The organism is Butyrivibrio sp. LC3010 (assembly GCF_000424385.1).
In the GTDB taxonomy this organism is placed as follows: Bacteria; Bacillota; Clostridia; order Lachnospirales; family Lachnospiraceae; genus Butyrivibrio.
Genome location: NZ_AUJU01000017.1, coordinates 54,769 through 70,509 on the forward strand (window position 1 = coordinate 54,769; position 15,741 = coordinate 70,509).

Genomic DNA, 15,741 nt, shown 5'->3' on the forward strand with positions numbered 1-15,741 from the left:
ATGAAAACATCAGTTAATATAGCAGGGGTGGAATTTAAAAATCCGGTTATGACAGCTTCCGGAACTTTTGGTTCAGGTATGGAATACTCCGAATTTGTTGATCTCAACAGGCTTGGGGCCGTCGTTACAAAGGGCGTTGCAAATGTGCCATGGCCAGGAAATCCAACACCAAGGGTTGCAGAGGTTTATGGAGGCATGTTAAATGCTATAGGACTTCAGAATCCCGGAGTGGATGTGATGATTGAGCGAGATCTGAAATTTTTAAAGGATTTTGATACAAAAGTTATAGTTAATGTATGCGGAAAAAGTGTTCAGGATTATGTGGATGTTGTTGAACGTCTTTCTGATGAAGATTCTGTGGATATGCTCGAAATCAATGTATCATGTCCAAATGTTAAGGAAGGCGGAATAGCTTTTGGACAAAATGCTGATGCTTTGTATGACATAACAAAAGAGATAAAAAAGCACTCCAAAAAGCCAATTATAATGAAGCTAAGCCCAAATGTAACAAGTATTTCCGATATGGCGAAAGCAGCTGAGGCAGCAGGCTCCGATGCTATCTCACTTATTAATACAATCACAGGAATGAAAATTGATATTTATAGGAAGACCTTTGCAATTGCAAACAGAACCGGAGGATTATCCGGTCCTGCAATTAAACCAATAGCTGTAAGAATGGTCTATGAAGCGGCTCATGCTGTAAATATACCTATTATAGGTATGGGAGGAATTGCTAATGCAGAGGATGCTATCGAATTCCTGCTTGCAGGAGCAACTGCAATTGCTGTTGGTGCCATGAATTTTCATGATCCATATGCTACCATAAACACAATTGAAGGAATAGAAAGATATATGTCTGAACAGAAAATTGATGACATTAACGAACTGATAGGAGCAGTTAAATAATGTCAATCTGTCATGTCAGGCATAAATGATATACGTACCTTGGAATCAGATAGCTTTTCACCGTCCAGTTGCAGTTCATATTGCACATGGGCGGTGATTTTCTTTTTACTGAGTTCCATCATGAGATTACGGGTTATAGCAGTCATCTTCATTAATCCGTAAGGTGTCTCATAATCAGTATCCCATGTCTCACCAAGTCTGAATAGAAGATCTGATGTGACGGCTCCTGTTTGTGCCATTCTCAGGTAACCTTCTCCAATCTCCAGTCTGTGAGTTGATATGCCGGAGGCAGAATCCTCTTCCTCGTTATTGTCGGAATAAGTAATTATATAATTTGAACCATCAAATTCACAGAAAGCCTTCTGCTCGTGTTTTACGATTTCAGGTTTTCCTGTTCCGTGGTCGTGGGCACCAATTATTTTAATAGTACCGTTCATGTAAATCCTTTCTAATATATTAAACTGTTGTAAGTGGCTTTGTGATGAATAACTCCGGGGCAATACCTTTGCTCTGCAGTTCTTTTACAGCATTTTCAGCATGTGAAAGATCTTTATTATCGAAGATACCAAAAACTGTAGGACCACTTCCGCTCATACGTGCCCCCATAGCTCCGTTAGCAAGCAGAATTTGGCGTATTTCTTCTATAACAGTATATTTTCCGGATGTTATAGGCTCCAATACATTGCCAAGACGCGCTGTTATCCCTGAAAGATCATGGGCTTCAATGGCATCTTTGATGCCGTCTATATCAGGATGATCTTCAATAGGAGCGGAGTCCAGGGTTGTATAAGCCCAGGCTGTGGAAACGTCGAGCGCCGGCTTGGCTATAACGATATGGCATGATGGCATGTCTTTAAGCGGAGTAAGAATTTCTCCGATTCCTTCAGAAAGTGCTGTGCCACCCTTGATGCAGTAGGGAATATCTGCACCTTTTTTTATAGCAAGATCACATAACTGATCTATGGAAAGTGACAGATTCCAAAGCTCGTTTAATGCGATATATGTTGCAGCAGCATCTGTACTGCCACCTGCCATTCCGGCTGCCATGGGAATATGTTTTTCCAAACGGATTGTAGCGCCTTTGTCCGGAACATTGCAGTAATTTCTTAGCTGGTCAGCGGCTTTCCATATGAGATTATGCTCATCTGTAGGAATCCTGGGATCATCAGTTTCTATGACTATTTTGCTGTCTGTTCTTTCAGAAAAACTAAGTTTATCAGATAGATCAATGCTTTGCATTATCATTCTTACGAGGTGATAACCATCATCCCGCCTGCCTGTGACATCAAGGCCAAGGTTGATTTTTGCATATGCGTTTCTAGTGATCAAATTTATTATCCTCCATTAATTATAAGAACATGATCAGATAAGACATCTAAGGCATAATTTTTCTTAGGAAAGAAGAAACCATATTTGACCGGTCTGCATCTTTAATTAGAAAGTATACCCGGCAAAGGTATAAAATTAATGTCCAAAGATTATCTTAGCTGTTTGTATAATAGCACAAAATGATCCAAATAGTTAAAACAGGCGGAGTTTATAAATTATTTATAGGATACATTTATAAGAAAAGAGGCAACATTAATTTTATATTTTTTTAATTGAAAAGTATGGAAAAACTACTTAAGGTTAAAGTGATATAAGACGATAAATAAGATGAGTAATACTGTAAGTATGTCTAGTGTCTTGTCTGAATGACAATTTGATAAATTACTTGTCTAATTCTCAATACGCTTCGTCATCTTCAATCGCCGTAGCCACCGCTACGACTCATTCAGATTCCTAGCCTATTGAGAATGATACTTCGTAATTAAATCAAAAGTCACCCAGACAAAACACTAGGCATACATAGTCGTATCGGCGTCAGATCATTTGGCGTAGAAAAGGAGTTCATATGGGCGTAAACGGAGTTACAGGTTTAGACCAGGCCAGCACGTATTACGAGCCGACAACGACCGCAAAAGCCGCAGAAGCTACATCTGAAGATAAAACGGCAAAGACCGCTGAGGCAAAAAACGATAAGGCTGCGGTTTTTGAAAAGTCGGATAATACCAGTGCCGTAGGTTCGACCAATAAAACCTATAAGAAGAATGAAGCAGTGATCAGTATGTTGAAAAATGACCTTGAAGAGAGGCAGAATCAGCTTAAGGATATTGTCTCACAGATGATGTCAAAGCAGGGAGTTGCTATTGGAAAAGCCGATGATATCTGGTCATTTTTGGCAAAGGGTGATTTTACTATTGATGAAGCTGCAAAGAAAAAGGCGCAGGAAGAGATCTCTGAGGATGGCTATTGGGGAGTTAAGCAGACTTCACAACGCATTTTGGATTTTGCAAATGCATTAACAGGCGGTGATCCCGGCCAGATTGACAAGATGCGTTCCGCATTTGAAAAAGGCTTTAAAGAAGCCACAAATTCCTGGGGAAAAGAATTGCCTGATATTTCAAAGCAGACATATGATGCTGTGATGAAAGGGTTCGATGATATGGCAGCTAAGAATAATACAGAAGCGCCGGTTGAGGATAACCCTGAAATCGTTTAAAGCTGAGTAAAGTGATCACAGTCTTCGGTATTTTATGCGGTTTTATTGAGTTTTGGGATAAATTTAATTATGAAAGAAGCGTATAACCTCTTTCTCTGAGTAGTTTCGGAGAAAGAGGTTTTTATATATAAGCAGATCTTATAGGTAACGTAAGTGTATAGTGATTGTATTACCTATTGACGTGGTAGGTAAATAGAAGTATTATTTTTTCAACAAGTTACAGAGACGAAAAAACAGCTTAAGAGCTTTGCAAGAGAGGAGAAAAGGTATGAGCAATTATAAGTTTGAGACACTTCAGTTACACGTTGGGCAGGAGCAGCCTGATCCGGCAACAGATGCAAGAGCGGTTCCGATTTATCAGACCACTTCCTATGTGTTTAGAAACAGCCAGCATGCAGCAGACAGATTCGGACTTGCTGATGCGGGAAATATTTATGGAAGACTTACAAATTCAACTCAGGATGTTTTGGAAAAAAGAATCGCAGCTCTTGAGGGCGGTAGTGCAGCACTTGCGGTTGCATCAGGAGCAGCAGCAATAACATATACAATACAGGCACTTGCAGCAAATGGTGGACATATCGTTGCTCAGAAGACCATCTATGGTGGAAGCTACAATCTTCTTGCACATACATTACCGCAGTACGGTGTAAATACAACTTTTGTTGATGCACATAATCTTGATGAAGTAGAAGGTGCTATTCAGGATAATACAAGAGCTATATATCTTGAAACATTGGGAAATCCTAACAGTGATATTCCGGACATTGATGCGATTGCTGAGATTGCACATAAGCATGGACTTCCTCTTGTTATAGATAATACATTCGGAACACCTTATCTTATCAGACCTATTGAACATGGTGCAGACATTGTTGTACATTCTGCTACAAAGTTCATCGGAGGTCATGGTACAACTCTTGGCGGAATAATTGTTGAGTCAGGAAAGTTTAACTGGAAGGAAAGCGGCAAATATCCAAATATCGCTGAGCCCAATCCCAGCTATCATGGTATATCTTTCTATGATGCTGTTGGCCCTGCTGCATTTGTAACATTTATCAGAGCAATCCTTCTTAGAGATACAGGTGCTACTATATCACCATTCAATGCATTCTTACTTTTACAGGGTGTAGAGACATTGTCGCTCAGACTTGACAGACATGCAGAGAATACCAAGAAGGTTGTAAAATTCCTGAATTCACATCCTCAGGTTGAAAAGGTTAATCATCCTTCAATTGCAGATCATCCTGATCATGCACTTTATGAAAAGTATTTCCCTAACGGAGGTGCATCCATTTTCACATTTGAAATTAAGGGTGGAAAAGAAGCAGCATGGAAGTTTATCGACAATCTTGAGATATTCTCACTTCTTGCAAATGTTGCAGATGTAAAGAGCCTTGTAATTCATCCTGCTACAACAACTCATTCCCAGCTTTCCGATGAAGAGCTTAAGGATCAGGGAATAAGTCAGAGTACAATCAGACTTTCAATAGGAACGGAACATATTGATGATATTATTGCAGACCTTGAAAAAGGCTTTGCAGCAATATAAATAATTTAAAATTTGCCATTATTAAAAATATCCTTTAACCAAAAAAACATCCTTAATTCATAAGCTTATGAATTAAGGATGTTTAATTTTTTGATGTTTATAAGATTATTTAACGGGCTTTGCACCGGCTTTTTCCTGAGCCTTAGCAACAAGATTTTTCCAAAAGCCTTTCTTTTCTTCAACTACTGCATTGCCACCACGAATACCTCTTACAGATAAAACGTAGATACCGCTGACTTCTGCCTTAACCTCTTTCTTTACCGGAACAGAATCAAAAATCTTTTCATCACAAACGAGATTCATGATCTGAGGACCAACCTTAACTTTTAGGATTGGAAGCTTGGAACGGCGAAGGAGCTTAGGTGTGTTCTCAAGAACTGCGGAGGGAAGACCAGCTTCATTGATTCTCATTCTCTTTTTATCAATGATAAGCATCGAAACGCTCTGTTTCATTGCCTCCATCTGTGCCTGTTGCTCTTCCTGTCGTTTCTGCGCCCGTCTTCCGAGAATTGTAAGCACAACCAGAGCAATTGCGAGTATAACAAAGATTACTAAAATAACGATTAATACCGGATTCAAAACATTCCTCCAAATTTAAAACTAAACAATTTATTAAATATTACAAGTTTCTGTGCAGATTGTATTTTATCATTGAATTGCGTATCAGGCAACAAAATACTTTAACATAAGAAGAAACTGTGCTAGTATAAAAAAAGTTTATTTTAATATGGAAGTTAAATTAAGGAGTAAATATTTATGAAAAAATTTATAACTGCAATGACGGCTGTAGTAGTTGCTGCCAGTATGCTTGCAGGATGTGCAAAATCCGGAGCGGGTGCAGATGCTGCATATCTTAAAGATATTGATTTAGATAAGTATGTGACACTTGGAGATTATAAAGGCGTTTCAATTGAGGTTAAATCCCCTGAGGTTAATGACGAAGAAGTTGAGCAATACATGCAGTATATCAGTTCTTCAATGAAAGCTACCGTTGAGGTGACTGACAGAGCTGTTCAGGAAGGCGATACGGTAAATATTGATTATTCCGGCAAAAGAGCTGATACCGGAGAGGTATTCGATGGTGGTACTGCTGAAGGTTATGATCTTACAATAGGTTCCAAAACATTTATAGATGGTTTTGAAGATGGTCTTGTAGGTGCTCAGATTGGTGAGACAAGGGATCTGAATCTTAAATTCCCTGATAACTACAGTGCTACAGAGCTTGCAGGAGCAGACGTAATCTTTACCGTAAAGGTTAACAGTATTAAAGTTAAGCCTGATCTTGATGATGCATATGCTGCTTCACTGGGAATTGAGAATGTTTCAACAATTGATGAGCTTAAGACTTACCTTAAAGACAGACTTCTTGAGGAAAAACAGACAGATTATAAGAACGAAGTAAACTCAAAAATACTTGAAGCTGTTACTGCCAATTGTAAATTTGTTGAGCCTCCAAAGTCTGCTTTGGAAAGATTCAAAGGACTTTACAGCGATCAGGCTAACATGGTTGCATCATATTACTCAGCAAATTATGGAACTAACTACACAACAGATCAGGTTCTTTCAATGATGATGGCACAGGAAGGCTTTTCAGGTGAGCAGACTGAGTATCTTGATAATAAATCAATAGAGCTTGCAGAGCAGTTTATCATGCTTGGAGCAATTGCCAAGCTTGAGGGAATTGAAGTGACAGATGATGAGCTTAATGAGAAGCTTCAGAATGATATGACCAATGCCAATATTACTGCTGAAGAAGGCAAGACAATTGACAGTGTTGATGAATATAAAAAGACTGTAGATGTAGAAAATATTGAAGAGAATCTCCTCACTAATAAGGTGATTGAATTCCTTGCTGAAAATGCTAATGTTACTGATCCTGCACCAACTTCAGATGCAGCAGAAGCAGAGAGCAGTGAAGTTGAGGAAGGTAACGATACTGCAGAGGATGCAGAGGCAACAGAAAGTACAGATGCGGCAGCTAGTTCAGAAGAAGCAGATACTGCTGAGTGATAATAGGAGGCAAGAATGGAACTGACAGATATCAGAGAGCTTTTTCAGGCTCCGGAGAAATATGCTGATAAAAAAGTAACAGTTGGTGGATGGATCAGAAGTATCCGCGATTCAAAAGCAATTGGATTCATTGTTTTGAATGACGGAACTTATTTCACACCATTACAGGTAGTATATTCAGATAGTCTTAATAACTTTGCTGAGGTAAGTAAGTTAAATGTTGGATCAGCAATAATAGCTGAAGGTACAATTGTTTTGACACCAGGCGCAAAGCAGCCTTTCGAAATGCAGGCTGAGACAGTCACAATAGAGGGACCTTCTACTCCTGATTTTCCTCTTCAGAAGAAGCGTCACTCCCTTGAGTTTTTGAGAACTATTCCTCATCTGCGTGCCCGCACAAATACATTTGAGGCAGTGTTCAGAGTTCGTTCTCTTGCAGCATATGCAATACATTCATTCTTCCAGGAGAGAGGTTTTGTCTATGTTCACACTCCTCTTATTACAGGAAGTGACTGTGAAGGTGCAGGTGAAATGTTCCAGGTAACAACCATGGACTTAAACAATGTACCTAAGACAGAGGATGGACAGGTTGATTACTCACAGGATTTCTTCGGAAAACCAGTTAACCTTACAGTATCAGGACAGCTTAATGTTGAGACATATGCCTTTGCTTTTAAGAATGTTTACACTTTTGGACCTACATTCAGAGCAGAGAATTCTAACACAACAAGACATGCTGCAGAATTCTGGATGATCGAACCTGAGATGTGTTTTGCAGATTTGAAGGATGATTGTGATTGTGCTGAGGCTATGCTCAAGTATGTAATTAATTATGTACTTGAAAACGCTCCTGCTGAGATGGAGTTCTTCAATTCATTTGTTGATAAGGGACTTATCGAAAGACTTAAGAACGTTGCTAATAGTGAATTCGGAAGAATTACTTATACAGAAGCAGTTGAAATACTTAAGAAGCATAATGACCAGTTTGATTATAAGGTTGAGTGGGGCTCAGACCTTCAGACAGAGCATGAGAGATTCCTCACAGAGCAGGTATTTAAGAAGCCTGTATTCGTAACTGACTATCCTAAGGAAATAAAGGCCTTCTATATGAAGCTTAATGAGGATGGTAAGACAGTAGCAGCTGCTGACTGCCTTGTACCCGGAATTGGTGAGATCGTAGGTGGAAGCCAGAGAGAAGATGACCTCGAAATCCTTGAAAAGAGAATGGATGAGCTGGGACTTAAGAAGGAAGATTATCAGTTCTATCTTGATCTTCGCCGTTATGGCTCAGTAAGACATGCAGGATTTGGTCTTGGATTTGAGCGCTGCGTTATGTATCTTACAGGTATGGGTAACATTCGTGACGTTGAGTCATTCCCCAGAACAGTTGGAAACTGCGACTTATAATTATGGATAGAATCAAAAAAGACATAAATTCAATAGTAGCGTATATTTTTACCCTGGTACTCATAATCTTTGCGTACCAGGGATTTTATAGATTTGGGTTTGGATCAGATACAATGATTCATTATCTAAGTCCGCTAATTAACATCGAGTCTGAATTCACATATGGTCGTTATATCCCGTTTGTTATGGAACTGCTTCTATATAAAATGGGAATAATATTGCCTGATAAATATAAATATTTCTTTATACTCCATATTTTTATTGTGTCCCTTGGTGCGTTTATATATCAGCAAGTCATCATGGCAAAGGTAAAAAAGAATAGTGAATTTGGCAGTATTTATGAAGAGTATTTCGGAAGAGCACTTCTTATTTTGCCTTTTATCAGTACTCTGTTTTCAGAATATCTGATGTTTCCTGAGTGCTTTGTTTACAGTTTTTATGTGTTATTTACTGCAATCGCGCTTTATTTTTTTTCCGGGAAGAAATATGTCTTGGCTGCCATATTCATGATACTTGGAGGATCGACATATCAGGTCTCTGTGATTGTCTGTGCAATATATGCACTTTTGTACATTCTGATCGAGGGCAACTATGTGCTGAATATTAAAATGCTGGTAAGAGGACTTATAGTTTCTTTCAGCTGTCTTTTTGTGGGACTCCTGAATTATGAATCCACCAAATTGATGCAGTTTTTGGGAGTTATGACAGATAACCCGAAGCCCATTTCATCGGTGGGGGTTCTGGATAGTATAGCCGGTGTAATAAGACTTTTTTGGGACTTCCTTAAAAATGGAATAGGACTGCTTCCGGTTCCTTTTATAAATCTGTTAGTTGTTATTGTAATCACTTTATTACTCATAATTTCGCGTAAGAAGGAAAATGAAAGAGTATTTACGTTCCTGTTTGCAGGAATTGTGATGTTTTTACTTGCGCTGGCGATTCCACTTATTCAGTCTAAGGCACCGCGAGTTATATATACGCTTTATGCTGCGCTTGGATGCATGGCTTTTCTTGGATATGTTCAATTAGGCGCAAGGGTTAAAAAGTATGCGCAGGCTGTAACCATGATTGCTGTTATTGTACAGATTTTTTCCTGCCAGCAGATTGCCATAAATCACTACATATCCAACACGCAGGATTTAGCATGTGCAGAAGCTGTACTTAATAAAATTGACAATTACGAAGAAATAAATGGAGTTACGGTAGATGAAATAGCTGTGTGTGTAGATGATGAGTCCTTTAATTACTACGAAAATGTCTACTATACATTAGATCAGATAAATGAGCGTACGTCCAGAAATGTAGCGTATAGTCTTTTAGAGTATACGAACAATCTGAAAAACAGCGCAGATGATAATAATTTCGTTAATACAGAAGAGACAAATGGAACTCCTTATGGAAGGCGATTCAAAAAGAGTTCTATGTCCGGGAATAAAGTCAGAAAAAAGTATTTCAAAGATATGAATTGGGATCATTTTGATGTAGATGAGCAGGTAGTGATTGATGGTAACACTGCATATTGGTGCATCTATTAAGATATATGTTATATGTAAGCTTATGTGATCGCCATTACTTCAATAGCAAGATGATACCGGCTAATGATTGAAAGGTAATAATTTGTAGGTGATAACTGCATATCAGATGATCTTTGAATAATCAAATTTATTTAATGCCTCCTTACACATAATGTGTGAAGGAGGTATTTTTCAAGCAAAAAATTGTTCATATGATATAATTAATATGATAAAAAGTTTTGTTTATAAGCAATGGGGAATAAATGAAAAGATTTAATTTTAAGATATTTAATAGGATATTGTGCATAGGTTTAACTGCAGCTACGCTTACTTTTACTACGACTACGGCTTTTGCTACAACAAGTGAAGAACTGAAAAAGCAGCAGAAAGAACTTGAGAAGCAACAGAAGGAGCTTGAAAAACAGCAGAACGACATTGAGTCTCAAAAAAAGGAAAGCCAAAGTGGATTAAACAGTGCAAATCAAAACATCAGTTCAATCCAGGGAGAACAGGCTGAAATCCAGGAAGGAATTGATGAAGCTAAGGAAGAACTCACAGGGCTCCTTACAAGTATTGATCTCATTCAGGCAGATATCGAAGACACGCAGATAAAAATAGAGAAAACACAACAGGAATATGAGGAAGCAAAAGCACAGGAAGAAACTCTCTATGATGCCATGAAGAAGAGAATAAAATTCATGTATGAGAAAGGAGAATTTTCTTATGCTGAGATTCTGCTTCAGGCTGAAAGTGTTGGAGATATGTTGAACAAAGCCGGTTATGTAGAGGAATTGTATGACTATGATAGAACTAAACTGGCTGAATTTATAGGAGCTAAGGAAGCTGCAAAGCAGTATGGCGATGAGCTTGAGGAGGCTAAGTCTGAGCTGGAAACTTCTCAATATGAGCTTAAGGAAGAACAGGCGCATGTTGAACAGGTAATAGACCGATATAGAAAACAGTATGCCAATTTTGATGTTCAGCTGGCTAAAGCAAGGCAAAGTGCGGCATTATATACCGCGCAATTGCAGCAGCAAACGGCTCAGATTAAAGAATTACAGGCTAAAATTGATGCCAAACAGGATGAGGTAAAGAAAACTAAAAAAGCCGCTGATGCAGCTGCTTCAAAGGAAGCGGAAGAAGCCAGAAAAAAGAAAGAAGCAGAGGAAGCTGCAAAGAAAAAGGCTAAAGAAGAAAAAGAGGCAAAGGAAGCAGAACTACTTGCTCAAAATAATGATGACGATGATGATCCGGATGATGGAGACAACACTCAGGAGAGTTCATCAGATGCATCAAATGCTGCCAGCGAAGCTTCATCAGCAGCACCGGCAAATACAGTACCTGCTCCGTCGGGTTCTGCGACAGGTCAGAATATTGCTAATTATGCATGCCAGTTTGTTGGTAATCCTTATGTTGCGGGAGGAACAAGTCTGACTAACGGCGCTGATTGTTCCGGCTTTGTATATGCTGTTTATAAACAATTTGGAATAACTGTTCCAAGATCATCATATTCACAGGCAACATACGGCAGAGAGGTTTCATATCAGAATGCTCAGGCAGGAGACGTTATATATTATGGCGGACATGTTGCAATCTATCTTGGTGGCGGCAAAATCGTTCATGCCAGTACCGCCAGAACAGGAATAAAATATGAAAATGCGACATACAGGACGATATTGACTATTAGAAGATTTGTAGGATGATCTTGCCAGAGGCTGAGATTGTCAGAGGAGATTTTATATTGGAGTGGAAGAAATTACTTTGTGGAGAACGAATCAGGCCAATTAGCAGGCATGAAGGCTCAAAGGATCTTAGGAGTGAATTTGAAAAGGATTATCACAGAATAATAGGAAGTGCATCATTTAGAAGACTTCAGGATAAAACGCAGGTTTTTCCATTGGATCAATCTGACTTTGTACGCACCAGGCTTACACATTCACTGGAAGTATCTTCATTTTGTAAATCGCTTGGACAGAATATTGCGAGAAAAATTGTAACTGAAATAAAAGATGAGAGCTTTGAAGCATCATATCAGCAGGATATATGCGATATTCTCCAATGTGCCGGGCTTTTACACGATATTGGAAATCCTCCTTTTGGGCACTTTGGGGAGACCGTGATAAGAGAATGGTTTAAAGAGAACCTGCCAAAGCTTAATTTTGAGCTGGATTCCTTTGGAGAAGGGAAAACTTTAAGTCAGATTCTAAATCCACAGATGCAGAATGATTTTTACAATTTTGAAGGTAATACACAGGCTTTGCGACTTGTTACCAAACTTCATTATCTTGTTGATGAACACGGTATGAATCTTTCCAAGGCTCTGCTTGCTACAATAATAAAATACCCGGTATCTTCACTGAACGTAGATAAAAAAAGTAAGGATATCTGCTGTCACAAAATGGGTTACTATTATGCAGATAGAGAGCTTTTCAGAGATATTGAGTATTCCTGCGGATTAAATGGAAGACGGCATCCATTAACATACATATTGGAAGCTGCTGATGATATTGCATATAGGACTGCAGATATTGAGGATTCATATAAAAAGGGAAGAATCAGCTTTGATATATTATTGAGGGAACTTGAATTAAGATGTTATGAGGATAATTCTGACAAAGAATACCGATCACTTATAGAAACACTTAAATACAGATATGAAAAGGGTATTGAGCATGGAGTAAATGATCCCGGAGAATATGCAGTACAGAACTGGATAGTTGCAGTTCAGGGCAAGTTGATTTATCAGGCGACAGAAAGCTTTGCATCACATTATACTGCTATAATGGATGGCTCCTTTGGGCAAGAACTTCTTGACGGAACTGAGGGCAAGCATATTGTAGATGCACTTGGAGATATAGCCGTAAAATATGCCTTTAATTCAGAACCTATACTTAAGATAGAAGTGAGCGCTAATCAGATTTTGTCTTATCTTTTAGACAGACTTGTTCCTGCAGCCATTTATTATGACACAGATAAAAAGCTAAGACCTATCGATTTGAGAATGATTTCATTTATCTCTGATAATTATAAGAGAATATATCATATTTATTCAGAGGGAAGACCGGAGGATGAGAAATTATACTTGAGGCTTCTGCTTGTTACAGACTATATATGCGGAATGACAGATAGTTACGCAAAAAGATTGTATCAGGAGCTCAATGGTCTGATTTAATATAACTTTGATTTGTGCTTTTTGCTTGCATTTTTCCTGTATTACATTTATTGTAATTGGAGCAATAACTTGTTTTTATAATAATCACCTATGAAAGAGGATAATATGGCAAGAGAAATGGTTGTAGTTCTTGACTTTGGCGGACAGTATAAGCAGCTGATCGCAAGACGTGTCAGGGAATGTAATGTATATTGTGAGATACACCCTTACAATATCGGGCTTGATGAACTTCGCAAGATGAATCTCAAAGGAATCATTTTAACAGGTGGTCCTAATAGTGTTTATGGAGATCAAGCAGTATTATGTGACAAGGAGCTTTTTTATCTTGGAGTTCCGGTGTTGGGCATATGTTATGGTGCTCAGCTTACTGCATTTTTAAATGGTGGTGAGGTTAAGACCGCTCCAGTAAGTGAGTACGGGAAAACAGAAACATTTTTGGATACTGCATCAGCACTTTTTAACGGTTTTATTGAAAACGAGGAAGGTATTCCTGTTCGCTATTCAGATAATGCTTTTGAAAGCGAGCTTAATGATGGAGAAATCGGTGGTGCCAAGGCTGTTGTTACAACATGGATGAGCCATACTGACTATATTTCCAAGGCACCTGAAGGCTTTAAGGTAATTGCTAAAACAGCAAACTGCCCTGTTGCAGCCATGGAAAACCAGGATAGAAATATTTATGCTGTACAGTTCCATCCGGAAGTAATGCATACAGAGTGCGGTACAATGATGCTCAGAAATTTCGTTATGAATATTTGTGGCTGTGCCGGTGACTGGAAAATGGCTGATTTCGTTGAACGCAGCATAAAGGAAATCCGCGAGAAGGTTGGAGATGGTCGTGCTCTTTGCGCACTCTCAGGAGGAGTAGATTCATCAGTAGCAGCAGTTCTTATGAGTAAGGCCATAGGTAAACAATTAACCTGCGTATTTGTAGATCATGGTCTTCTTAGGAAAAATGAAGGCGATGAAGTTGAGGCTGTATTTGGTCCTGATGGTGACTATGACCTTAATTTTATTCGTGTAAATGCTCAGGAAAGATTTTATGAAGCACTTAAGGGTGTTGAAGAGCCTGAGAAGAAAAGAAAAATAATCGGAGAAATGTTCATCCGTGTATTTGAGGAAGAAGCCAAAAAGATTGGCGCGGTCGATTTCCTCGTACAGGGAACGATTTATCCCGATGTTGTAGAAAGTGGAATCGGAGAGGGTGCTGTTATTAAGTCCCATCATAACGTAGGCGGACTCCCTGATTATGTTGATTTCAAGGAAATAATTGAACCTCTCAGAATGCTCTTTAAGGATGAAGTAAGAGCTTCAGGATTGGAGCTTGGAATTCCTGAACACCTTGTTTTCAGACAGCCTTTCCCCGGACCGGGACTTGGAATCAGAATAATTGGTGAAGTAACCGCTGAGAAAGTAAGAATTGTTCAGGACGCAGATGCAATATACCGTGAGGAGATTGCAAAGGCAGCAGCATCCTACCGCGAAGAGAATGGTAAAAATCCTTCCTGGTTACCTGCTCAGTATTTTGCAGCACTTACAAACATGCGCTCAGTAGGCGTTATGGGAGATTTCAGAACCTACGATTACGCGGTTGCCCTTCGTGCAGTAAATACTTCAGACTTCATGACAGCTGATGCTACAAACCTTCCTTGGGAAATATTACAGACTGTTATGAACAGAATTATTAATGAGGTAAAGGGAGTCAACAGAGTAATGTACGATCTGACTTCTAAACCACCGGGAACAATTGAGCTTGAGTGACATATGTGTCATAGGGCAAAGCAGATTACCTTCCAAGAGGTAAAATGTTTTATCCTAAAAGAATTAAATAGAACACAAGTAACAGACCTTGAAAAGGACTAACGAGGCTCCTTTCCAAGGTCTGTTCTTTTAGCTTATGCCTGCTATTTTGTTTGCGTATGCGATTAACCGTTTTCTCGTTTCGGTTTCCGGATTTTGGCATAATTTGATGATTTCGAATAGTTCTGGATCTGATGCTCTTGATATGGTATAGGATATGGGGCTGGAATCATCGGTAAGGTTCATCAGGTATTCTTTGGAAGTATCCAAAACCTGAGCAATTACTTCTAAAGTCTGTATAGAAGGTGTTCTGGTACCTGATTCGTACCTCAGATAAGCAGGTTGAGAGAGTTGCATTCTTTTGGCTGCTTCCATCTTGCTGATTCCAAGTTTCTCTCTGCACTCTTTTAATCTGTATATATTTAGTGAAATACTCATACTTTCTGAAAACTCCTTCGAAAACAGTATTTGATTTCGGTGCTATCTGTTGATTATACCATTGGAATATGATACCATCAACACATACCAATGGTATACTATAGAATAAATTTTGATACCAAAGCAAATCCTCTGACATTGGAGGGGTGAAGGTTTTGCTGGAGCGGATGAGGAGGAATCAAACGATGGCACCGAATATAAAAGATATGGAGAACAGACTGAACACATTGTATTGGACTGATTCTAAAAAGTACATGGAATTATTGGATGTGATAAAAGGGATGGGTTTAAAGTCTATCGAAATCCTAAGGGAAAGCATAGAGTGCAGATGGATATGAGCAATGCCTTTGGCGGTATATTCAAAGATTTTTTTTAGTGCAGATATAGTAGCATTCGGTGAAAA

General features: G+C 38.8%; 14 protein-coding genes. 10 read left to right on the plus strand and 4 right to left on the minus strand.

Annotated features, from left to right (window positions below; all coding sequences use genetic code 11):
• Complete coding sequence (locus G622_RS0112125; protein ID WP_026510947.1) at positions 1–906, plus strand: dihydroorotate dehydrogenase; 906 nt, start codon at positions 1–3, stop codon at positions 904–906.
• Positions 907–908: 2 nt separating this feature from the next.
• Here G622_RS0112125 and G622_RS0112130 read toward each other — a convergent pair whose 3' ends face one another.
• Positions 909–1,343, minus strand: coding sequence for a DUF1934 domain-containing protein (locus G622_RS0112130; RefSeq protein WP_026510948.1), 435 nt, complete (start codon positions 1,341–1,343; stop codon positions 909–911).
• 19 nt (positions 1,344–1,362) lie between these two features.
• A complete protein-coding gene (ispE, locus tag G622_RS0112135; RefSeq protein WP_242832997.1) occupies positions 1,363–2,235 on the minus strand; it encodes a 4-(cytidine 5'-diphospho)-2-C-methyl-D-erythritol kinase in 873 nt (290 codons plus the stop codon).
• Between the two features lie 565 nt (positions 2,236–2,800).
• On the opposite strand from ispE, the gene G622_RS22745 reads away from it, so the two are divergent.
• Together G622_RS22745 and G622_RS0112145 are read left to right on the plus strand one after the other, a co-directional pair.
• Positions 2,801–3,448 (plus strand): hypothetical protein, encoded by a 648-nt coding sequence (locus tag G622_RS22745; RefSeq protein WP_044957595.1) that lies wholly within the window; start codon positions 2,801–2,803, stop codon positions 3,446–3,448.
• A gap of 268 nt (positions 3,449–3,716) precedes the next feature.
• Positions 3,717–4,997 (plus strand): O-acetylhomoserine aminocarboxypropyltransferase/cysteine synthase family protein, encoded by a 1,281-nt coding sequence (locus G622_RS0112145; protein WP_026510950.1) that lies wholly within the window; start codon positions 3,717–3,719, stop codon positions 4,995–4,997.
• Between the two features lie 105 nt (positions 4,998–5,102).
• Here G622_RS0112145 and G622_RS0112150 read toward each other — a convergent pair whose 3' ends face one another.
• Positions 5,103–5,576, minus strand: coding sequence for a type II secretion system protein (locus tag G622_RS0112150; RefSeq protein ID WP_026510951.1), 474 nt, complete (start codon positions 5,574–5,576; stop codon positions 5,103–5,105).
• Positions 5,577–5,753: 177 nt separating this feature from the next.
• Between G622_RS0112150 and tig the strand changes: the two genes are divergently transcribed.
• From tig to guaA, 6 genes are all read left to right on the plus strand, one after another.
• Positions 5,754–7,007 carry a trigger factor gene (gene tig, locus G622_RS0112155; RefSeq protein ID WP_026510952.1) on the plus strand — a complete coding sequence of 418 codons (1,254 nt, stop codon included), beginning with the start codon at positions 5,754–5,756 and terminating at the stop codon, positions 7,005–7,007.
• Positions 7,008–7,022: 15 nt separating this feature from the next.
• A complete protein-coding gene (asnS, locus tag G622_RS0112160; RefSeq protein WP_026510953.1) occupies positions 7,023–8,414 on the plus strand; it encodes an asparagine--tRNA ligase in 1,392 nt (463 codons plus the stop codon).
• A 299-nt stretch (positions 8,415–8,713) separates the two neighbouring features.
• Positions 8,714–9,949 carry a glucosyltransferase domain-containing protein gene (locus tag G622_RS0112165; protein WP_155831476.1) on the plus strand — a complete coding sequence of 412 codons (1,236 nt, stop codon included), beginning with the start codon at positions 8,714–8,716 and terminating at the stop codon, positions 9,947–9,949.
• Between the two features lie 242 nt (positions 9,950–10,191).
• Complete coding sequence (locus tag G622_RS0112170; protein WP_026510955.1) at positions 10,192–11,631, plus strand: C40 family peptidase; 1,440 nt, start codon at positions 10,192–10,194, stop codon at positions 11,629–11,631.
• 38 nt (positions 11,632–11,669) lie between these two features.
• Positions 11,670–13,100 carry a deoxyguanosinetriphosphate triphosphohydrolase gene (locus tag G622_RS0112175; RefSeq protein WP_026510956.1) on the plus strand — a complete coding sequence of 477 codons (1,431 nt, stop codon included), beginning with the start codon at positions 11,670–11,672 and terminating at the stop codon, positions 13,098–13,100.
• A 105-nt stretch (positions 13,101–13,205) separates the two neighbouring features.
• On the plus strand, positions 13,206–14,861 hold the full coding sequence (gene guaA, locus G622_RS0112180) for a glutamine-hydrolyzing GMP synthase (protein WP_026510957.1): 1,656 nt from the start codon (positions 13,206–13,208) through the stop codon (positions 14,859–14,861).
• 129 nt (positions 14,862–14,990) lie between these two features.
• Here the strand turns inward: guaA and G622_RS0112185 are convergent, their stop codons facing one another.
• Complete coding sequence (locus G622_RS0112185) at positions 14,991–15,338, minus strand: helix-turn-helix domain-containing protein (RefSeq protein WP_026510958.1); 348 nt, start codon at positions 15,336–15,338, stop codon at positions 14,991–14,993.
• A 185-nt stretch (positions 15,339–15,523) separates the two neighbouring features.
• Between G622_RS0112185 and G622_RS25760 the strand changes: the two genes are divergently transcribed.
• Entirely contained in the window at positions 15,524–15,676 is a 153-nt protein-coding gene (locus G622_RS25760) for a hypothetical protein (RefSeq protein ID WP_155831478.1), read from the plus strand.
• Positions 15,677–15,741: the final 65 nt, after the last annotated feature.